At 77.1% G+C, this 20,960-nt stretch carries 12 protein-coding genes; 5 read left to right on the top strand and 7 right to left on the bottom strand.

The genetic code is table 11. From position 1 onward, the window contains the following. Window positions 1-27 precede the first annotated feature (27 nt). Window positions 28-3,138 carry an AAA family ATPase gene (locus AC2TDM_RS00480; RefSeq protein WP_484635468.1) on the bottom strand — a complete coding sequence of 1,037 codons (3,111 nt, stop codon included), beginning with the start codon at window positions 3,136-3,138 and terminating at the stop codon, window positions 28-30. Beyond that, complete coding sequence (locus AC2TDM_RS00475; protein WP_484635467.1) at window positions 3,138-4,319, bottom strand: exonuclease SbcCD subunit D; 1,182 nt, start codon at window positions 4,317-4,319, stop codon at window positions 3,138-3,140. Before AC2TDM_RS00475 ends, AC2TDM_RS00480 begins: the two co-directional genes overlap by 1 nt. Before the next feature lie 162 nt (window positions 4,320-4,481). Between AC2TDM_RS00475 and AC2TDM_RS00470 the strand changes: the two genes are divergently transcribed. From AC2TDM_RS00470 to AC2TDM_RS00455, 4 genes are all read left to right on the top strand, one after another. Beyond that, window positions 4,482-5,138 (top strand): DUF4956 domain-containing protein, encoded by a 657-nt coding sequence (locus tag AC2TDM_RS00470; protein WP_484635466.1) that lies wholly within the window; start codon window positions 4,482-4,484, stop codon window positions 5,136-5,138. 11 nt (window positions 5,139-5,149) lie between these two features. After that, a complete protein-coding gene (locus AC2TDM_RS00465) occupies window positions 5,150-6,025 on the top strand; it encodes a polyphosphate polymerase domain-containing protein (protein ID WP_484635465.1) in 876 nt (291 codons plus the stop codon). Window positions 6,026-6,087: 62 nt separating this feature from the next. Then, complete coding sequence (locus AC2TDM_RS00460; RefSeq protein WP_484635464.1) at window positions 6,088-7,968, top strand: carbohydrate-binding domain-containing protein; 1,881 nt, start codon at window positions 6,088-6,090, stop codon at window positions 7,966-7,968. Between the two features lie 24 nt (window positions 7,969-7,992). Continuing rightward, window positions 7,993-9,228: a cobalamin-independent methionine synthase II family protein gene (locus AC2TDM_RS00455; protein WP_484635463.1), complete on the top strand. Its 1,236-nt coding sequence runs from the start codon at window positions 7,993-7,995 to the stop codon at window positions 9,226-9,228. On the opposite strand, the gene AC2TDM_RS00450 is transcribed toward AC2TDM_RS00455, so the two are convergent. The 5 genes from AC2TDM_RS00450 to AC2TDM_RS00430 all read right to left on the bottom strand — a co-directional run bounded on the left by AC2TDM_RS00450 (window position 9,225) and on the right by AC2TDM_RS00430 (window position 15,793). After that, window positions 9,225-9,611 carry an STAS domain-containing protein gene (locus AC2TDM_RS00450; protein WP_090032174.1) on the bottom strand — a complete coding sequence of 129 codons (387 nt, stop codon included), beginning with the start codon at window positions 9,609-9,611 and terminating at the stop codon, window positions 9,225-9,227. The genes AC2TDM_RS00455 and AC2TDM_RS00450 overlap by 4 nt on opposite strands. 328 nt (window positions 9,612-9,939) lie before the next feature. Next, window positions 9,940-10,443, bottom strand: a complete 504-nt coding sequence (locus tag AC2TDM_RS00445; RefSeq protein WP_484635462.1) for an aminoacyl-tRNA deacylase — start codon at window positions 10,441-10,443, stop codon at window positions 9,940-9,942. A 14-nt stretch (window positions 10,444-10,457) separates the two neighbouring features. Beyond that, complete coding sequence (locus tag AC2TDM_RS00440) at window positions 10,458-12,197, bottom strand: alpha/beta hydrolase (protein ID WP_484635461.1); 1,740 nt, start codon at window positions 12,195-12,197, stop codon at window positions 10,458-10,460. Between the two features lie 51 nt (window positions 12,198-12,248). After that, window positions 12,249-13,532, bottom strand: coding sequence for a Na+/H+ antiporter NhaA (gene nhaA, locus AC2TDM_RS00435; RefSeq protein ID WP_484635460.1), 1,284 nt, complete (start codon window positions 13,530-13,532; stop codon window positions 12,249-12,251). 224 nt (window positions 13,533-13,756) lie between these two features. Beyond that, window positions 13,757-15,793 (bottom strand): GGDEF domain-containing protein, encoded by a 2,037-nt coding sequence (locus AC2TDM_RS00430; RefSeq protein WP_484635459.1) that lies wholly within the window; start codon window positions 15,791-15,793, stop codon window positions 13,757-13,759. A 204-nt stretch (window positions 15,794-15,997) separates the two neighbouring features. On the opposite strand from AC2TDM_RS00430, the gene AC2TDM_RS00425 reads away from it, so the two are divergent. After that, on the top strand, window positions 15,998-20,809 hold the full coding sequence (locus tag AC2TDM_RS00425; RefSeq protein ID WP_484635458.1) for a DUF3418 domain-containing protein: 4,812 nt from the start codon (window positions 15,998-16,000) through the stop codon (window positions 20,807-20,809). Window positions 20,810-20,960: the final 151 nt, after the last annotated feature.

The raw sequence follows: 20,960 nt of genomic DNA, 5'->3' as shown, positions 1-20,960 counted from the left end.
GCCGCTCCCGGGCACACGCCCTCCCGCTCATCCGGCCAGCACCCGCAGCGTGCTGGACCCGTCGCCGCACGGCCGCACCTCGATGCGGTCCGCGACCGCCTGCTTGAGCGCCTCCACGTGCGAGACGACGCCCACCGTGCGTCCACCGGCCCGCAGCCGGCCCAGCTCGGCCAGCACGCCCTCGAGCGTCCCGGGGTCGAGCGACCCGAAGCCCTCGTCGACGAAGAGCGTGCCCAGCCGGATGCCGCCCGCCTCGGCCGACACCACGTCGGCCAGCCCCAGCGCCAGGCACAGCGAGACGTAGAACGTCTCCCCGCCCGACAGCGTCCGCGGGTCGCGGGACGCGCCCGTCCGGTGGTCGAGGACCTTCATGGCAAGCCCCGTGCGCCGCGTCCGCACGTCCTCGCGCTCCTCGGACCGGGCCAGGGCGTACCGGCCGTCGGACATGACCGCGAGCCGCTCGTTGGCGGCCGCGACGACGTCCTCGAACCGGCGCCCCAGCACGTAGGTCGCCAGCGAGAGGCCGGTCGCGTTGTCCCGGCCGGTCCCGGACGCCAGCGCCGCCAGGCGCTGCACGGGGGCCGCCGCGGCCACCGCCGCGTCGAGGTCAGCGGCGGCGGCGGTCAGCGCGTCGGCGTGACGGCGCAACGCCTCGACGCGGTCCGCGGCGGCCTGCGCCCGGCCGGCCGCGTCCCGGGCGCGTGACCGCGCCTCCGCGCGGGCGGCCGTGAGCAGGGTCAGGTCGGGCAGGGCGTCGGCCGACAGGTCGGCCACGGCGGCGAGCTCGGGGTCGGCCAGCGCCGCCGTCACGGCCGCGAGGCGTGCCTCGTGGGCGCGGACCTGCGCGTCGAGCCGCTCCTCCTCCTCCGGCTCGAGCAGGGCCGCCCGGCAGGCGGCCTCGTCGCCGTGACCGGCGGCGAGCAGCGCCGCGGCCAGATCGGCCTCGCAGCGCGCCGCCGTCCGGTCGGCCTCGGCGTGCGCCCGCACGGCCTCGAGGAGCTCGACGAGCACGTCGACCTCGGCGGCGGCCACCGAGTGCCGGGCCGCGACCGTCGGGTGCCCGTCGCGGGCCGCCCGCACCTCGGCCTCGTCGGCCTCCAGCGCGCCGACGAGGACGACGAGCCCTGCCTCCGCCTCGGCCCGCCGCCCGGCGGCCTCCTGCGCCTCCGCCCGCAGCGTCTCCGTCCGCGCGTCGTGCTCGCGCAGGTCCGCCTCGGCGCGGAGGAGGGCCGCCCGGTCCGCCTCCGCCGCCTCGAGCGCGGCACGTGCCGCCGCGAGCGCCTCCCGAGCGTCGTCGGCCGTGGCACCGCCGACGGCGGCGTGCGCGGCGTCCGCGAGGGCCGTCACCTCCGCGAGCCGTGCGGCAGCGGCCGACAGCAGGGCCTCCGCCCGCTCGCGCGCCGCCGTGAGCCGCTCGACGTCCTCCTCCGTGACGTGGTCGGGGGCCAGCGGCGCCGGCAGCGGGTGCTCCCGCCCGCCGCACACCGCGCACGGCGTGCCCGGGACGAGGTCCTGCGCCAGCTCGCCGGCGAGCCCGGCGACCCGGCGCGTGCGTGCCTCCGCCTCGGCCGCCACCGCGACCCCGGCAGCACCGGCGCACCGCGTGACGGCGTCCTGCGCCGCCCCCACCTCCTCGGCCGCGGCCGCCGCGGCGAGCACCCCCCGCGCGAGCGCCTCGGCCTCCGCGACGGCGCCCTCCGCCCGCACCAGCGCGGCCGGTGCGTCGGCGAGCGCCTCGCGGGCCTCCTCCAACGCTGCGCGCCCCTCCGGCCGCGCGGCGAGGGCGACCGCCACCGCCGCGGCGACCGCCGACGCGTCGTCCACCTCGGCCCGCGCCTCGCGGACGCCGCGCCGCCGGGCCTCCAGACCCGCCTCCAGCGCGACGGGACGTTCCAGCCGGCCGAGCACCGCCCGGGCCCGCGCCTCCCGCTCCGCGAGCACCCCGACCGTGACGCCCACCGGCCCGGCGCCGCCCGCGCGCTCATCGCCTGCCCCGGTCCCGTCCCCGTCCGCCGCGTCGCGCAGGGCGGTCAGGAGCGCCGCCGGCGCCGCGTCGCAGGCGGCCTCGAGGGCCTTGGCGGCGGCGGTCCGTTCCGTGCGGGCGCGGTCGGCCGCCGACAGCGGACCCCGCACGGGCCCGGCCGTCCGCGATGCGACCACCAGCCCGCGCCGGACCTGCACGGTCGGCTCCTCGGCCTCCAGTGCCGAGCGCTGTCCCAGCAGGTCGGTGCGCCGGCGCACGAGCCCCACCATGCCCTCGGCGGCGTGCAGCGCGTCCTCGACGCCGGCGAGCACCTCCCCCGCGACGGCTGCCGCCTCACCGGCCGCTGCCGCGTCGTCGGCCAGCCCGGTCGCGACGGCCTGCAGCGGCCCGGTCAGGGCGAGCACGGCGCCCGCCGCGGGACCAGCCTCGCCCAGCCCGGCGGTCAGCGCGGTGGTCAGCGCGGTCGCGGCCTCCTCGTCGAGCCCGGCCGCGCCCACCGTGCGCGCCAGCGCGCCCGTCACGCGGTTCCGCGCCTCCTCGGTCGCCCGGTCGGCCTCGCGCCGCAGCTCGACGAGCCGCGCCTGCAGCCGCTCGTACACCTCCGTGCCGAAGATCGTCTGCAGCAGGCCGCGGCGCTCCTCCGGGTCGGCGCGCAGGAACCGCGCGAACTCCCCCTGCGGCAGCACCATCGTCTGGACGAACTGGGCGCGGTCCAGCCCGACGACGCGGAGGATCTCGGCCCCCGCCTCGTCCAGCCGGCTCGCCACCAGCGTCCCGTCCGGGTCGTCCGGCGTCAGCCGCCACAGCCGGACGCTCGCCTGCTGCCGCACCGAACCCGTCCCGCGCTTCTTCGCCCGGTCGTACGCCGGGGTCCGGCGCACCCGGAAGAGGCCTGCCTCGACCTCGAAGACCAGGTCGACGACCGTCTCCACGTCGTCGGCCGCCAGGGTGCAGCGCAGCCGCTCGTCGCTGGCGTCCGCCGAGGCGACCTTGCCGTAGAGCGCGAAGACCACCGCGTCGATGAGGGTGGACTTGCCGGCGCCGGTGGGGCCCTCGAGCAGGAAGAGCCCGGAGGCGCCCAGGGCGGCCAGGTCGACGGTGTGGCGGCCCCGGAACGGCCCCAGGGCCTGCAGGGTCAGCGTGCGCAGGTGCATCAGGCGCTCCTCTCCGCGGCCAGGACGTCCTCCGTCGCGCGCCGCAGCACCGCCAGCTCCGCCGGCGTGGCGTCGCAGCCGGTCACGTGCGCGACGAACTCCGCCGAGACCTCCCACGGGTCCCGCGCGGCGGTCACCAGCGCGGACCGGGCGCCGGCCCCGACGGCCTCCGGTGGCCGGTGGTGCACGACGAGCGCGTGCGGGAACCGGGCGCGCACGCGTGCGTACAGGTCCGGCGGCCGGTGCGCGTCCGTCACCGTGACGCGCGTCCAGGCGTCGACGTGCGGCTCCCCCGCCGCGCCGAGCAGCTCCTCCAACGAGCCCCGGACGTCCACCAGCCGCCGCGGCACGGGCGCCGCGACGAGCTCCGTCCGCACGCCGCCGGCCGCGTCGAGGTCGACGAGGACCGTCGACTTGCGGTGGTGCTGCTCGGAGAAGGAGAACGCCAGCGGCGAGCCGGAGTACTGCACGACCGTGCCCTCGACGCCGCTCAGCCGCTGCGGGCCGTGCAGGTGCCCGAGCGCGACGTAGTCCGCACCGGCGAACACGCCGGCCGGCACGTGGTCGACGCCCCCGACGCGGATGTCCCGCTCGGACTCGCTGGCCTGGCCGCCGACGACGAAAGCGTGGCCCGCGACGACCACGCGCAGCCGCCGCCCCGGGGCCGCGGCACGGCGACGGACGACGTCCGCCGCCACCCGGCGCATCGCGGCGCCCGTCACGGCGGCGTGCGAGCGCGCGAGCGGCTCCGCCCCCTCGTCGGCCAGGGCCGCGCGGGTGGCGTCCGGGTCCAGGTACGGCAGGCCGTAGACCAGGACGTCCTCGTCGTCCCCGGGCAGCACCACCGGCTCGGCCAGCGCCGCCACCGTCGTGCGCAGCCGCACCTGCTCGCGCATGAGCGCCCCGCCGAACCCGAGCCGCGTCGCGGAGTCGTGGTTGCCGGACGTGAGCACGACGACCGTGTGCTCGGCCAGCCGGGCGAGCGTCGCCGACAGCAGCGCCACCGCCTCGACCGGCGGGATCGCGCGGTCGTACACGTCCCCCGCCACGACGACCGCCGCCGGGCGCTCGGCACGGACCAGCTCCACCAGGTGGTCGGCGTACGCCGCCTGGTGGTCGAGGAGGTCCACGCCGTGCAACGACCGGCCCAGGTGCCAGTCGGACGTGTGCAGGATCCGCATGCCGGGGACGGTAGACGGGGGCACCGACACGACCCCGGACGCGGGCGGCGGGTCGGGCCGGTCCGTACCTCCGGCACACCCCGGGCACAGGGTCGGCACAGACGCCGCGGGCTTCATGGTCCCCGTCCCCAGCAGCACCCCCGAGCCCCACCGGAGCCCGACATGAGCCTCCCCCTCCTCGCGGCCGACCTCGTCGCCGTCTGCCTCCTCGCCTTCGCCGTCTACCTGCCGCGCCACCGCCGCCGCGACCTCGTCGTGTCCTTCCTCGCCGTCAACGTCGGCGTGCTCGCGGTGTCGGCGGCCCTGGCGACGAGCACGGTCGGCGCCGGCCTGGGGCTGGGGCTGTTCGGGGTGCTGTCGATCATCCGGCTGCGGTCCACCGAGCTCGGCCAGCACGAGGTCGCCTACTACTTCGCGGCCCTGGCGCTGGGTCTCCTCGGCGGGCTGGCGACGACGGACGTCCTGGTGTCCGTCGCGCTCATGGCGCTGGTCGTCCTCGTCCTCGCCGTCGGCGACCACCCGCGGCTGCTGCGGCGGTACCGCCGCCAGGACATGGTGCTCGACCGCGCCTTCACGGACGAGACGGCCCTCGTCGCGCACCTCGAGCGGCTGCTCGGTGCCCGCGTGCACTCCGTGGGCGTCCACCGGGTCGACCTGGTGAACGACACGACGGCGCTGGAGGTGCGGTACGAGCTGGTGGAGGCCGGGCGACCGACGCAGCCGCCGGTGCAGGCCCCGCTGCAGGCCGCGCTGCACACCCCTGCGCGCGACCCTCTCCCGCTCCCCCTGCAGCACCGCGCCGACCAGGGCGTCTCCTGATGAGCGCCCCGATGAGCGCCCCGACGGGCAGCCCCGCGGGCACCCCGGTCCCCGTCACGGCCGGCATGCCGCCGCTCGGCGAGGCGGTCCTGCACCGGCTGCCGCCCGTGGGCCTGGCCGAGCTCGTCGAGCGGGCCTCGCGGCAGACCCGCGTGGACCGCAAGTACGTGGTCCCGCTGGCCGAGCTGGACCACGTGCTCGGCGGGATCGGCGCGGGCGTCGAGGCCGGCGCCCGCGTCCTCGAGATCGACGGCGCCCGCTCCTTCGCCTACGAGTCCGTCTACTTCGACACCCCCGGCCTGGTGTCGTACCTCGGCGCGGCACGTCGTCGGCGACGGCGGTTCAAGGTCCGCACCCGCACGTACGTCGACGCGGCGAGCTGCTGGGTCGAGGTCAAGACGCGCGGCACGCGCGGCACCACCGTCAAGGAGCGGCTGCCGTACGACCTCGTCCACCGCGACGTGCTCGACGAGGACGGCCTGCGCTTCACCGCCGAGGTCCTCGACGCCGCCGCGGTCCCCCTGGCCGACGGCGACGAGATCCCCGACCTGCGACCCACGCTCGTCAGCCGCTACCGCCGGGCCACGCTGCACCTGCCCGCCACGGACAGCCGCACGACCATCGACACGGGGCTCACCTGGACCGCGCTCGGCCCCGACGGCACCCCGTCGGCCCCGCCGCTGGCCCTGGCCGGCATGGCGGTCGTCGAGACGAAGACCGGGTCGACCCCCTCGTCGACGGACCGCCTGCTGTGGCGCCACGGGTACCGGCCCGTCCGCATCTCGAAGTACGGCACCGGCATGGCGGCCCTGCACCCCGGCCTGCCCGCCACCCCCTGGCACCGCGTGCTGACCCAGGACGTCGGGCCGCACCTCGTCGCCGCCTGACCGGCCGCACCCCCGCCCCCAACCCCACCACCGGCCCGCACCGGGCCACCAGGAGACCTCCCATGCGCATCGCCCGCCGCCCCGTCCTCGCCCGGACGCTCGCGTCCGCCACCCTCGTCGCCGCCGTGCTCACCGGCTGCTCGACGGCCGCCGCGACCACCTCCGCCGACTCGACGACCAGCGCGTCGAGCGGCTCCACCACGACCGTCGACGACGCCACCGACGGCACGGTGACCAGCACCGACGCCGCGCAGTCCGTCGCCGACGCCCTGGCCGCGAACCTCGCCACCCACACCGACGGCACGGAGGCCGACGTGGACCTGTCCACCGCCACGACGGTCACCCTCGACGGCGGCTCGGCGACGAGCAGCGGCGACGGCGTCACCGTCGACGGCTCGACCGTCACCGTGACCGCGGCCGGCACCTACGTCCTCTCCGGCACGCTCGACGACGGCCAGGTCGTCGTCGACACCGCCGACGAGGGCACGGTCACGCTCGTGCTAGACGGCGCGGACGTCACGTCGTCGACCGGGGCCGCGCTGTCCGTCGTCGCCGCCGACGAGGTCACCGTGCTCCTCGCCGAGGGCAGCGAGAACCACCTCGCCGACACCGCGGGCTGGACCGCCGCGGACGGCGCCGGCCCGACCGCCGCGCTCGCGAGCCAGATCGACCTGACGATCACCGGCACCGGCGCGCTGAGCGTGGAGGGCAGCAGCAACGACGGCATCTCCTCCTCCGACGGCCTCGTCGTCCAGTCCGGCGAGCTCGTCGTCGCCGCGGTCGACGACGGCGTGCGCGGGCAGGACTACCTCGTCGTCGAGGGCGGCACGCTCGACGTCACCGCCGGCGGCGACGGGCTGAAGGCCGACGACGACACCGATGCCACGGCGGGCTACGTCGCGATCACGGGCGGCACCACCACGGTGACCGCCACGGACGACGGCGTGGACGCCACGACGGACGTGGTCGTCGGGGACGGCGTCCTCGCGGTCACCGCCGGCGACGGCAGCGGCAGCACGCCGACAGGGACGGAGTCGCCGCGCGGCCTCGTCGCGGGCGTGTCCGTCGTCGTCGGCGGCGGCACGGTCGACGTCGACGCCACCGACGACGCGATCCACACGAACGGCGCGGTCGGCATCCACGGCGGCACCGTGACGGTCGCGTCGGGCGACGACGGGATCCACGGCGACGGTGCGGTCACGGTCGACGGCGGGACCGTCACCGTCACGGACTCCTACGAGGGCCTCGAGTCCGGCGTCATCACCCTCGCCGGCGGGGAGGTCGACATCACCGCGAGCGACGACGGCGTCAACGCCTCCGACCCCACCGCCACCGAAGCCGCCGGTGGCGACCCGATGGCGCAGAGCACGAGCGACGCCTACGGCCTGACGATCAGCGGCGGCACGGTCGTCGTGCGGTCGGACGGCGACGGTCTCGACGCCAACGGCTACCTGACGATGACCGGCGGCACGGTCGTCGTGAACGGCCCCGAGGGCAGCGGCAACGGCGCACTGGACGTCGACGGGACCTTCGAGGTCTCGGGCGGCACGCTGCTGGCGGCTGGCTCGTCGGGCATGGCCATGACCCCCTCGGCCTCGTCGCCGCAGTCCTTCGTCTCCTTCACCCTCAGCTCCCCCGTCGGTGACGGCACCGTCCTGCAGCTGCTCGACGAGAGCGGCGCCGTGCTGGCCACCTTCACCACGAGCACCACCGTCGGCAACGTCGTCCTCTCCTCGGCGGACGTCGTCGCGGACGCGACGTACACCCTCGCGGAGGGCGGCACGGCGTCCGGCGACGAGGTCGGCGGGCTCGCGGCGTCCGGGGACGCCTCGGGCGCGACGACGCTCGTCACCGCCACCGCCGGGGTCGAGGTCGCCGGCATGGGCGGGGGCGGCGGGATGGGCGGCGGCCCCGCCGGCGGCGGACGCGGCCCCCGCCCCTGACCGGGACGCCCCTAGCATCGCCGCATGCTCCGCAGCGACGACGCCATCCTCACTACCCACGCCGGCTCCCTGCCGCGCACCCACGAGCTCGTCGCGGCGAACCGCGCGCGACAGGAGGCGGCGCAGGAGTCGGCGCAGGGGGCCGGCAACGGCGTGCCCGAGGACTGGGACGCCTTCCTCGGAGAGCAGGTCCGCGCCCTCGTCGAGCGCCAGCTGGCCCTCGGCATCTCCGTCCCCGGGGACGGCGAGTACGGCAAGGCCATGAGCTCGCCCATGGACTTCGGCGCCTGGTGGTCCTACTCCTTCCAGCGCACGGGGGGCCTGGCGCTCGACGAGCGGGCGGCCTGGGCGACGGAGAAGGTCGTGTCGGGCCCCGGCGAGGTGCGGCTCACGGGCTTCTCCCACCGCCGCGACCAGCAGCGGTTCGCGGAGGCCTACACCGACCCGACGTCGGGCATCTTCCACGGCGCCCCGCCCGTCTTCCCGGAGGCGGTCGGCGACCTCACGTACACGGGCCAGGACGCCATCGCCGCCGACGTCCGGCACCTGCGGGCGGCCCTCGACGCCACCGGGGCGCCCGAGGGCTTCGTCACCTCGCTGGCCCCCGGGTCGGCCGCCCGCATCCACGACGCCACCGGCCGCAGCGACGAGGAGTTCCTCTACGCCTGGGCCGACGTCCTGCGCGAGGAGTACACGGCGATCATCGACGCGGGCCTCGTCCTGCAGATCGACGACCCCTCCGTCGCCGAGAGCTGGGACCAGATCGAGCCCGAGCCGTCGCTCGAGGACTACCTGGCCTTCACGCGGCTGCGCGTCGAGGCGCTCAACTACGCGCTGCGCGGCCTGCCGAAGGACCGCATCCGCTTCCACCTGTGCTGGGGCTCGTGGCACGGACCGCACACCACCGACCTGCCGATGGCCGACATCGTCTCGACGATGCTGGGGGTGCACGCCGGCGCCTTCTCCTTCGAGGCGGCGAACGTGCGGCACGAGCACGAGTACCGGGTGTGGGACGACGTGGTGCTCCCCGACGACGCCGTCATCCTGCCGGGCGTCGTCTCGCACGCGACGAACGTCGTCGAGCACCCGGAGCTCGTCGCCGAGCGGATCGAGCGGTTCGCGCAGCGCGTCGGGCGCGAGCGCGTGGTCGCGTCCACGGACTGCGGTCTCGGCGGCCGGGTCCACGCGCAGATCGCGTGGGCGAAGCTCGAGTCGCTCGTCGCCGGGGCGGAGCTGGCCAGCCGCCGTCTCTGGCGCTAGCCCCGCGGCGCCTGCCGGGCGCCGACGGCCGGCGTGCCCGCCGTGGCGGCCGCGGGCTCGTCGTCGGGGATGCGGTCGGACAGCCCGACCGTCTCCAGGACCGTCCGCAGGACGCGGGACGGGTCCCGCAGGCGCAGCTCGAGGCCGGCCTCCTGCGTGGCCATGTGCAGCTGCAGCACGAACGCCAGGCCGGAGGAGTCGACGAAGGTGGTGCTCGTCGCGTCGACGACGACGCGCTGGTCGGCGAACAGGGCCAGCCCCATGGTGTGGCTGGCCTGCTCGCGCAGGGCCCCGTCGATCTCCCCGACGAGCCGGACGAGCGTGGTGCCGCTCTCGTGCTCGACGAGGATCGCGCCGGCAGGGCTGTCGGCGAGATGGGTCATGACGTGGTGCTCCTTGCCGCGCGCAGCCGTGGTCCCCTGCGGGTTGCGTCGCTCTCGTGGTGCGGGTGGTGCACGTGCGGCCCTCGCTGGACCGCCGGGACCGGCCGAGGTGTCCTCGGTGATCCAGCCGGACGCTCCGGTGCGTCCTGCTCACCGGTCCGCCCATGGGGTGCCACGTGGCATCCCGCAGGTCCGACCGGTCGACGTCCGGGGACCCGCACGACGTTCCCACGAGGGACCGACACGGGCATGCCGGGCGACCAGGATAGGCCACAGTCTTCACCCGGAGGAGGGACGTCCGCCCTCGTCCGGCCCTCTCACGCCTCCGTCACACGTCCGGCACGGGGTCCGTCACGTCCGCCACGGTCGCGGCGAGGACGCGCACGACGTCGCCCCCGGCCATGGTCGCCGCGACGCCGTGCGCCCCCGCCCCGAGCGAGATCGTGCGGCCGCGCACCCGGTGGTCGGCGACGACGGGCCAGGCCGTCGTCGAGCCGAACGGCGTGATGGTGCCGCGCTCGTAGCCGGTCACGTCGCGGGCGGTCTCGGCGTCGGGCATCGACAGGCGCGAGACGCCCAGGAGGGCCCGCAGCTTGGGCCAGGAGATCGTCCGGTCGCCCGGCACCAGCACGAACAGGAAGTCGTCGTCGCCGCGCCGCACGACGAGCGTCTTCACGACGTCCGCCGGCGTCACGCCCCGCGCCGCCGCCGCCTCGGCCAGCGACGCCACCGGCCCGTGCCGCGTCAGCGTGAACGCGGCCCCGCACGCCTCCAACGCCGCCCGCGCCCGCCGCTCGCCGTCGCTGCCGGTCCCACCACGGTCGGGCGCCATGGCGTCCACTGTATTCAGCCCTCCTGCTCCTGCACGGGCGGCACCTCGTCCGGCACCTGGTCCAGCAGCGGGTCCAGCAGCGGGTCCAGCACCAGGTGCGCTGAAGCCGTGTCCGCGTCCGTCCAGCCCTCGGGCGCCGCCACCGCCGCCCACGCGTCGAGCAGCACGGCCTCGTAGTTGTGCCCGTGCCCGTCGGGCACCGACTTGGCGTTGACGAGGTCGAACGTGAGCTGCCAGAACGTGACGACGGGGTACCACGTCATCGTCGGCCGGTCGCCGTCCACGGGCGGCTCGGCGAGCCAGTCCGGGCGCTCGAGCAGGAGCTCCGGCGACCACCACACCACGGGGTCCGACCGGTTCTGCAGGTACAGCACCCGCGGCTCCTCCCACGGCGTCGGCGGCTCGGCGATGTCGGCGGCGTCGTCGGCGAACCGCACGACGAGCCCGCTGGCGTACACGGGCTCGGCCTCCGGCGTCCCGGGGTCGCGGCGCTCGACGAGCGCGTGCCACACCGTGTTCGCGTGCGGCGGCCCGGACCAGACCGCACCGTCGGACCGCGCCCGGATGTCGGCCAGCGACGTGAAGACGCTCTCCGACCCCAGCGACCCGAGGCTCTCGCCGTAGGACAGCAGCCGCGGCTGCTCGTCGGCGGGCATCGCCTCCACCCGCGCCTCGACGGCGTCGTACAGCGCCCGCGCCTCGACCTCCGCGCGCGACCGGTCGACGAGGAACGACAGCCAGCTCGGCAGGTAGGAGTACTGCGTAGCGACGGCCGCGGTGTCGCCGCCGTGCAGCAGCTCCAGCGCGTCCACGGCCGCGGCGTTCACCCAGCCGCTGCCCGTCGTCGTCACGACGAGCAGCACCTCCCGGTCGAAGCCCCCGACCCGCTCGAGCTCGGCGACGGCGAGGTCGGCCCGCGCCGCCGCGCCCTCGGCGCTGTCGATGCCGACGTAGACGCGCACCGGGTCGGCGACGGCCCCGCGCGGCGCCGCGGCCAGCGTCGCCGCCGACAGCTCCCCGTCCACGAACGCCCGCCCCCAGTTCCCCAGCGTCTCCCATGCCACGAGCGACCCCGGCCCGCCCGTGCGGTCCGCCTCGACGGGCGCCGGCGCCCCGGGCAGGTCCGCCTGGTTCGACCCGCGGAACGCCGCGTCGACCGCCGACAGCGCCCGCGCGAGCAGCACGTCGTCCACGACGACGACGAGCCCGGTCGCCACCAGCAGGGTCGCCACCAGCCCGGCGACACCGCTCGGCACGCGGAGCCGGCGCAGCCCCGCAGCCGCCAGCCGCACGAGCAGGCCCACCCCGCGCCCGACCCCGACGAGCACGCCGGCGACGAGGACGAGCAGCGGGGCGGCCCGCAGCCAGCCCGACGTCGTCGTCGACGGCATGCCCATGGCCGTCGTCAGCTCCCGCTGCCACCCCGCCCCGACCGCGAGCGCCACGACGAGGGCCGCCGCCGCGAGCACCCCCAGCAGCGGCAGCCCGGCGCGCCGCAGGCGCGCCGGCACCCGGTCCCGCACGCGGACGTCGACCCGCGCCCGCCACGCCCGCCACCGCGACGACCGCCGCAGCAGCCACGCCCCGGCGACGCCCACGCCGTACCCCGCGGCTCCGGAGACGCCCGAGACCAGGCCCTGGAACAGCCAGTCCCGCGGCAGCAGCGAGGGGGTCGTCGCCAGGACCGCGAAGAGCGTCGCGACCACGAGACCGGCCGGGTGCGGCGGTGCCGGGCGCAGGACGGGGTGCCGCACGCAGGCCTCCCCTCGCCGGGCCGACCGGCTGCGGTCCCGGGAGGCGCGATGCTACGGGCGATCGGCGGCGGGCGCCGGTGCCTCGTCCCCGATGCGCACCAGGTCCCCGTCGTCGATGCCGTCCTCGTTCATGTCCCGGGTCCGGTCGTGCCGCGCGTCCCAGCGCAGCATCACCGACCCGAGCACGGCCGCCAGGACCGAGCCCAGCAGCACCGCGACCTTCGCCCCGTCCGTGTGCTCGCCGTCCGCGAAGGACAGCTCCGCGATGAGCAGCGACACCGTGAACCCGATCCCGGCCAGCAGCCCGACGGGCAGCAGGTCGCGCAGGCCGATCCCGTCCGCCAGGCGCAGCGGCGTCAGGCGCACGACGAGGGCCGTCGTGCCGAGCACCCCCACGACCTTGCCGACCACCAGGCCGAGGACCACCGCGGCGACCACCGGCTGGCCGAGCACCTCGCCCACCACCGGGCTGCCCTCCTCGTCGAGCAGGCTGACGCCGGCGGCGAAGAACGCGAAGACGGGCAGCGCGAAGCCGGCCGACACCGGCCGCCACACGCCCTCCCAGCTGTGCGTGCGGGAGTGGTGCTCGCCGTGCAGGGCCTTCGCGGGCACGGTCAGGCCCAGGAGGACGCCCGCGATCGTCGCGTGCACCCCCGAGGAGTGCATGAGCACCCAGGCCGCCACGCCGATGGGCACCAGCAGCCACACCGGCGGCCGGCGCAGCCGCACGAGCACCCCGAAGACGGCGACGAGCGCGAGCGCGCCCAGCAGCGCCGGCATCGCGAGCTCGCTCGTGTAGAACGCGGCGATGACGACGATGGCCAGCAGGTCGTCGACGACCGCCAGCGTGAGCAGGAACGTCCGCAGCGCTACGGGCAGCCCGCGGCCGAAGATCGCCAGCACCGCCAGCGCGAAGGCGATGTCGGTGGCGCTGGGGATGGCCCACCCGTGCGACGCGGTCGGCTCCCCGAGCCCGTGCACGACGCCCAGGTAGACCAGCGCCGGCACGGCCATGCCGCCCACCGCGGCGATCATCGGCACCCCGGCCTGCCGCGGGTTGCGCAGGCTGCCGGCGACGAGCTCGTGCTTGAGCTCGATGCCGACGACGAGGAAGAAGATCGCCAGCAGCCCGTCGGCCGCCCACGTCGCGATGCTGAGGTCGAGGTGCAGGGCCGCGGGCCCGACGACCGTGCTCGACACCGTCTCGTACACGCCGCGCCACGGGGAGTTGGCCCAGAGCAGCGCGAGCAGCGCGGCGCCGAGGAGCAGCAGCCCGCCCGTCGTCTCCTGCGCGGCCCAGCGGCCGAAGCGGACGACGAGGGACCGCGGCGCCACCGGTGCGGCGGTCGGACCAGGGGCGGCGGAGCCGGGCGGGGTGGGGGACGAGGACGACACGGTTCCTCCGGAGGGGCGGCGGCTTGCCGGCGGGGACGCCGACGGGACTGCCGACCAGACTTCCCGGCGCACCTGACCCTCATCATGCCCGCCGCCGACGCGCGGCGCCCTCCGTCGGGGCGGGCGGGAGCGGTGGCCTCCGTCACCGGCTCCGGCGTCGGGCGTCAGGCCCCCCTGCCGGGCGGCGGGCTCGGGATGACGCCCGGCAGCGCGCGGCCGTGCACCGCGATGAGGTCGCGGCCGCCCTTCTTCCCGCGGTAGAGCGCCTCGTCGGCGCGGGCCAGGGCGTCCGCCACCGACAGCCCCGGCCGCCACTCGGCGATGCCGATCGTGCACGTCTGCCCCTGCGGGACCACGGCCTGGACCCGCCGGGCGAGCTGCGCCGCGTCCGTCGCGGTGCAGCCCGGCAGCGCGAGCGCGAACTCCTCGCCGCCCCACCGCGCGACGACGTCCGTCTCCCGCAGGCACCGGCCCAGCAGCCGGCCGAAGTCGACGAGCAGCGCATCGCCGGCCAGGTGCCCGCGGGTGTCGTTGAACGCCTTGAAGTGGTCGAGGTCGACGAGCGCGAAGCTCAAGGGGGTGCCGGCCCGGTGCGCCCGCGCGACCTCCGTCGCGGCGAGGTGGTCCCAGCGTCGGCGGTTGGCCAGGCCGGTGAGCACGTCGCGCTCGGCGGCGACCTCGAGCTGCGCCAGCAGGTCCGCCCGCTCCACGGCGTGGGACGCACCCGCGCCCAGCGCCCGCAACGTGGCGACGTCCTCGGGCGGCAGCTCCGCACGCGGCGTCCGCCAGATGACGACGAGCACCGCCACGGTGACGCCGGCGCGCGCCTGCACCGGCTCCCAGAGCGCGGACGCGGGGCCGAGCGCCTCGCTCATCACGGGCGCGACCCGCGGGTGCCGCGTGACGTCCGGGGCGAACGCCCCCTCGCCGGACAGGTACACGCGCAGGCTCAGGCTCTCGTCGGTCATGGACAGCCGGATGGGCACGTCCCACCCCGACTCCCCGGTCGACACGAGGTCCCCGGACCCGTCGGGCTCGACGAGGAACGCCGAGTCGGCGCCCGTCAGCCGGCACGCGGCGGCGCAGACCTCCGCGCGGGGGTCGGCGGCCTGCGTCACGGCTGCGACGGCCGCCGCGAGGTCGCGCACCCGGTCGGTGGTCCGCTCCGCCTCGGCGACCGCGCCGCGCAGCCGGTCCGCGAGCGCGGTCCGCTCGTCGCGCCCCGTGGCCAGCGCCAGGCCGAGCACGTGCAGGAGCACGACGAACAGCTGCGCGACGAGCGCCTGCTCCACGTGGTTCGTCACCAGGGAGAACGTCCCGGCGCCGCGCACGGTCGCGACGAGCACCACGACACCGACGGCCGCGTCGTGCAGGACGGCCACGGACGTCCGGAACCGCACCGCGACCCACGCGGTGACCGCCAGCACCGTGAACGCCAGCGGCAGCCGCAGCAGCCCGAAGGCGACCGTGCACAGGGCGGCCGAGACCACCAGCGCGAGCGCGAGCTCGGCCGCGGCCCACCGGCGGGCGGCCGGCACCCGTCCGGGTGCACGTCCGGGTGCACGTCCGGGTGCACGTCCGGGTGCACGTCCGGGTGCACGTCCGGTTGCACGGCCCGGTGCACGGCGCTCGAGCGCCCGTGCCCGCCAGTCGCGCGCCATCTGCGGCACCCGCAGCGCGACCAGCGAGACGACGACGATGCCCGCCGCGCTGCGCGTCACGAGCAGCAGGACGGTGTCGGGCCACGGCGCGCCCGGTCCCAGCGCGACGGCGGGCCACGACACGGTCGACCCTGCGAGCGACGCGACGACCGCGGCCGCGAGCACCGGGACGATCTGCCCGGGCCGGTGCAGCTCCCAGCCGCCGTCGGGACCCGTCAGGTCCGGTGCCCAGCGGCGCAGGAGCCGGACGAAGACGTGGACGCGGACGACACCGGCCAGCGCGAGACCGACCGCGGTGACCGTCGGGACGCCGTCCAGGAGACCCACGGTCGTGGCGCTGCCGACGAGGAGGGCGTGGTCGAGCACCACCACGCGGGTGGGCCGTGGCCGGAGCCCCTGCACGACGAACCACACCGCCGCGACACCGGCCGCCGGGTGGACGAGCCCGACCGGCGAGGTGCCGGCACTCAGCCGGGTGACGACGGACGCGGCGGCGAACAGCAGGGCGAAGGCGAGGCTGGGCGCGATGCTCGTCGCCACCGGGGACCACCTGCTCGTCCTGCCGCCCACCGGTCACCCCGATCCGTCGTCCGCGAGGGGCCGGTCGCGGCCCTCGTCCTGTCCATCGGGCGGGTGCGGAGGGGTGAGGACACGCCGCGGGCACGGTCACCCGGGCGGCGCAACGCCCCTGCGGCCAGGTCCCTCGTCGGGCAGGGGTCGTCACGGCTGCGAGGATGGGACGTCGTGAGCGCGTCCGTCCCGGTCGACCCACCGCCCCCCGCGGGCGGCGAGCCGTCGCGCCCGGGGTCGGGCGGCGGTCCGGGCCGCAGCGGGGGCCGCAGCGGGGGCCGAAGCGAGGGGCAGGGCCGACGACGAGGCCGGCGGCCTCGCGACGTCGCCCGGTCGGACGCACGCGGCGACGTCCGCGGCCGGGCCGCCGGGCCGCAGCAGCCCCGGGGCCGTCGCCCCGCGGACGACGCGCGCGCCGAGGCCCGCCGCGCCCGCGCGGCCGAGCACCGCGCCGCCGTCGACCTCGGCACGATCGCCTTCCCCGAGGACCTGCCGGTCAGCGCGCGCCGGGAGGAGATCGCCGCGGCGATCCGCGACCACCAGGTCGTCGTCGTCGCGGGCGAGACCGGGTCCGGCAAGACGACGCAGCTGCCCAAGATCGCCCTCGAGCTGGGCCGCGGGCGCGCCGGCCAGATCGGCCACACCCAGCCCCGCCGCATCGCCGCGCGGTCCGTCGCCGAGCGCATCGCGGAGGAGCTGGGCGGCCGCATCGGCGGCGTCGTCGGCTACCAGGTGCGCTTCACCGACGAGTCGAGCGAGGACACGCTCGTCAAGGTCATGACCGACGGCATCCTGCTCGCGCAGATCCAGCGCGACCCGATGCTGCGCCAGTACGACACGCTCATCGTCGACGAGGCGCACGAGCGGTCGCTCAACATCGACTTCATCCTCGGGTACCTCACGCGCCTGCTGCCGCGCCGCCCGGACCTCAAGCTGATCATCACCTCGGCGACGATCGACTCGGCGCGGTTCGCCCGGCACTTCGGCACGCCGGTGGACCCGGCGACGGGCCTCGCGGGCCTGACGGAGGCCGAGCGCGCGCGCGTCGACCCGGAGCACCCGGACGTCCTGCCCGCCCCCGTCGTCGAGGTCACGGGCCGCACCTACCCCGTCGAGGTGCGCTACCGGCCGCTGTCGCCGGACCGCACCGGCGTCGAGGACGAGGACGACGAGCTGTTCGTCGACGAGGACGACCGCGCCCCCACGACGCCCCCCGCGCCGGCCGCACGGGCCGCGCGCGGCGGCAGCGCCCGCACGGGCCGGGCCTCGGGCGCGGCGGCCGCGGCCCGCGGCGCCGACAAGGACCTCGTCACGGGCATCGTCGAGGCGGTCGAGGAGCTGCTCGTCGACTCCCCCGGCGACGTGCTGGTCTTCCTGTCCGGGGAGCGGGAGATCCGCGACGCCGAGGACGCCCTGCGCACGGCGCTCGGGACGCGCGTCACCGACCCGCGGCACCCGCGGCCGGTGGAGCTGCTGCCGCTGTACTCGCGGCTGTCGGCGGCGGAGCAGCACCGCGTCTTCGAGGCGCACACCGCCCGCCGGGTCGTCCTGGCGACGAACGTCGCCGAGACGTCCCTCACCGTCCCCGGCATCACGTCCGTCGTCGACCCCGGCACCGCCCGCATCTCGCGCTACTCCAAGGCGACGAAGGTGCAGCGCCTGCCGATCGAGCCGATCTCGCGCGCGTCCGCGAACCAGCGCTCGGGGCGCTCGGGCCGCCTCTCCCCCGGCGTCGCCATCCGCCTCTACTCGGAGGAGGACTACCTCTCGCGGCCGGAGTTCACCGAGCCGGAGATCCTGCGCACGTCCCTGGCGTCGGTGGTCCTGCAGATGATCGCGGTGGGCGTCGTCGCCTCGCCCGACGAGGTCGTCGACTTCCCGTTCGTCGACCCGCCGGACGTGCGGTCGGTGCGGGACGGGGTCGCGCTGCTCACCGAGCTGGGGGCGCTGGCGGCGGAGGACGGCCGGCTGCGGCTCACGTCGACGGGGCAGGCGCTGGCGCAGCTGCCGATCGACCCGCGGCTCGCCCGGATGATCGTCGAGGCGGGGCGGCGCGGGGTCGCCCGCGAGGTGGCGGTCATCGCCGCGGCGCTGTCCATCCAGGACCCCCGCGAGCGCCCGGCCGACCAGCGCGAGCAGGCCGACGCGCTGCACCGCCGCTTCGCCGACCCCTCGTCGGACCTGCTGACGTACCTCAACCTGTGGACGTGGCTGCGCGAGCAGCGCCGAGCGCTGTCCGGGTCGGCGTTCCGGCGCCAGGTGCGCGCCGAGCACCTCAACTACCTGCGGCTGCGCGAGTGGCAGGACGTCGTCACGCAGCTGCGCGACCTCACGGCCCCCCTCGGCATCGACGCGAAGGGCGCCCCCCGCCCCACCGACCGCGGCGTCGTCGACGCGCCGGGCGACGCGGCCGGTCGGCGGAACGGTGCGGAGCGCGGTCCGGGTGACCGGCGTGTCGCCGGAGACACGCCGTCGGGGACCGGTGCCGCCGACGCGCTCCGCACCGAGGCGCCACCCGCTGACGCCCCCGCGGACGCCGAGGCCCTCGAGGCCGACCGGACGCGCTGGGGCTGGGACGGGGACCGCATCCACCAGGCCGTGCTGTCCGGGCTGCTGTCGCAGATCGGCATGCAGGAGGCCACGGAGGTCCAGGCCACGACGAAGGGCCGCGGCGACCGGGGTCGCGACGCCGCCCGCGGTGCCCGCCCCGACCGCCGGGCCCGCAACGAGTACATCGGTGCTCGCGGCGCGCGGTTCGCGATCTTCCCGGGCTCCGGCCTGGCCCGGCGCCCCCCGGCGTGGGTCATGGCGGCCGAGCTCGTCGAGACGTCGCGGCTGTGGGCGCGGGACGCCGCGCGCATCCAGCCCGAATGGGCCGAGGAGCTGGCGGCCCACCTCGTCCGGCGCACGTACTCCGAGCCGGCGTGGTCGACCCGCCAGGGCGCGGCCATGGTGACGGAGAAGGTGCTGCTCTACGGCGTCCCGATCGTCGCCGACCGCCGGGTCCTGTACTCGAAGGTCGACCCCGGCCACGCGCGGGAGCTGTTCCTGCGCCACGCGCTCGTGCAGGGCGAGTGGACGACGCCGCACCGCTTCTTCCACGAGAACCGGCGCCTGCTGGCCGAGGCCGAGCAGCTCGAGGCACGCGCCCGCCGCCGCGACCTCGTCGTCGACGACGACGTGCTGTTCGACTTCTACGACGAGCGCGTGCCGGACGACGTGGTGTCGGCCGCGCACTTCGACCGGTGGTGGAAGGGCGCGCGGCGCGCCGACCCCGACCTCCTGACCTTCACGCGCGAGCTGCTCGTCGGCGAGGGGCACGGCGTCGACGAGCGCGCGTTCCCGTCCCGCTGGCCGCAGGGCGACCTCAGCCTGCCGCTGACGTACCAGTTCGAGCCCGGCACCGAGGCGGACGGCGTCACCGTGCACGTGCCGCTCGTGACGCTGGCCCGGCTGCGGCCGGAGGGCTTCGACTGGATGGTGCCCGGGCTGCGCGCCGACCTCGTCACCGCGACCATCCGCGCCCTGCCGAAGCCCGTGCGCGTGCAGCTCGTGCCGGCGCCGGACGTCGCGCGGCTCGTCGACGCGTGGATGCACGAGCACCTGGCGTCGTGGGAGGACACCGTGCGCGCCGGCGACGCGGCGCCGTCGTTCCGGGAGGCGTTCGCCCAGGCCGTGCGCGCGGTCCGCGGCGTGGACGTCGACCCGGCGGACGTCGACGAGGACCGGCTCCCCGCGCACCTGCGCATGACGTTCCGCGTCGTCGGGGACCGCGGCGGTGTGCTCGACGAGGGCAAGGACCTCCTCGTGCTGCAGCGCCGGCTGGCGGGCCGGGCGCAGGACGCCGTCTCCTCGGCGGTGCGCACGGCGGTGCAGGCCGCGATGGCCGAGGCGCAGGCAGCGGCGGGCGGCGGGCCGGCGGGGCCGGGCGCCGGTCCCCGCGCGGACGGGGAGGTGCGCGCCCGGGGGCGCGGCGGCCGCCGCGACGGGTCGCCGGCGCCGCGACCCGGTCCCGGGGCGGCGCCGGCCGCCCCACCGAGCCCGCCCCTGGAGCGCAGCGGGCTCACCACGTGGCCGGACCTGCCCGGCGGCACCCTGCCCGACGTGGTGGAGACGACCGTCGGAGGCGTCCCCGTCCGGGCGTACCCCTCCCTGGTCGAGGAGGGCACGGGCGCCGGCGCGACGGCGGCCGTGCGGACGCTCGCCGACGCAGCCGCCCGCCCGACGGCCTCCCGGCGCGGGCTGCGTCGCCTGCTGCTGGCCGACGTCGGTCTGCCGTCCGGCCGGGTCACCTCGCGCTGGACCGGCACGCAGGCGTTGGCCCTGGCCGCCTCGCCGTACCCCAGCACCGACGCGCTCGTCGCGGACGTGCAGCTCGCGGCGATCGACGCGCTGGTGGCGCGCCACCTCGCACCCGCGGCCGGCGCCGCCGCCCCCGGGTCCGTGCCCGCCGAGCGCGTCCGCACCGCGGAGGACTACGCCGCCGTGCGCGCGGCCGTGCGCGCGGGGCTCGAGGACGCCGTGCACGGCCTGGTCGGGCACCTCGTCGCCGTGCTGACCGCGTGGCGCGAGCTGGAGGCAGCCGTCCGCGGGACGACGAGCCTCGCGCTCCTGGCGACGGTGCAGGACGTCCGCGAGCAGGCGGCGGCGCTGGTCCACCCGGGCTTCGTCGTCGAGACCGGGGCCGACCGGCTGCCGCAGCTCACCCGGTACCTGCGCGCGGCGCGGCTGCGGCTGGAGAAGGCCGCGGACAGCCCCCAGCGCGACGCCGACCTCGCGTGGCAGGTCCGCGACGTGACGGAGGCCTACCGCGCGGCCGTGACCCGGGCCGCGGCCGCCCCGCCCGACGTGGCGCGCGACGCCGCACTCGAGGCCGTGCGCTGGCAGCTCGAGGAGCTGCGGGTGAGCCTCTTCGCCCAGACGCTCGGCGTCCCGGTGCCCGTCTCGACCACCCGTATCCGCAAGGCCCTGGCCACCCTGCCCTGACCGGCCACCTCGCAGGTCAGGAGCCCTGCCGCGCCACCTGAACGGGCGCACCCGGGCACGACCGGGCGCGGACACCGGTCACGATCGTGCATCGGTGGTTGACAGCGCACCGGGCACCCGGCCATCCTCGGGGTGCTGGTCAATCGGTTTA

This window comes from Cellulomonas sp. plas2, assembly GCF_057221735.1.
The sequence above is the reverse complement of the archived record's forward strand: the minus strand, read 5'-3'. Positions and strand labels throughout refer to the sequence as shown.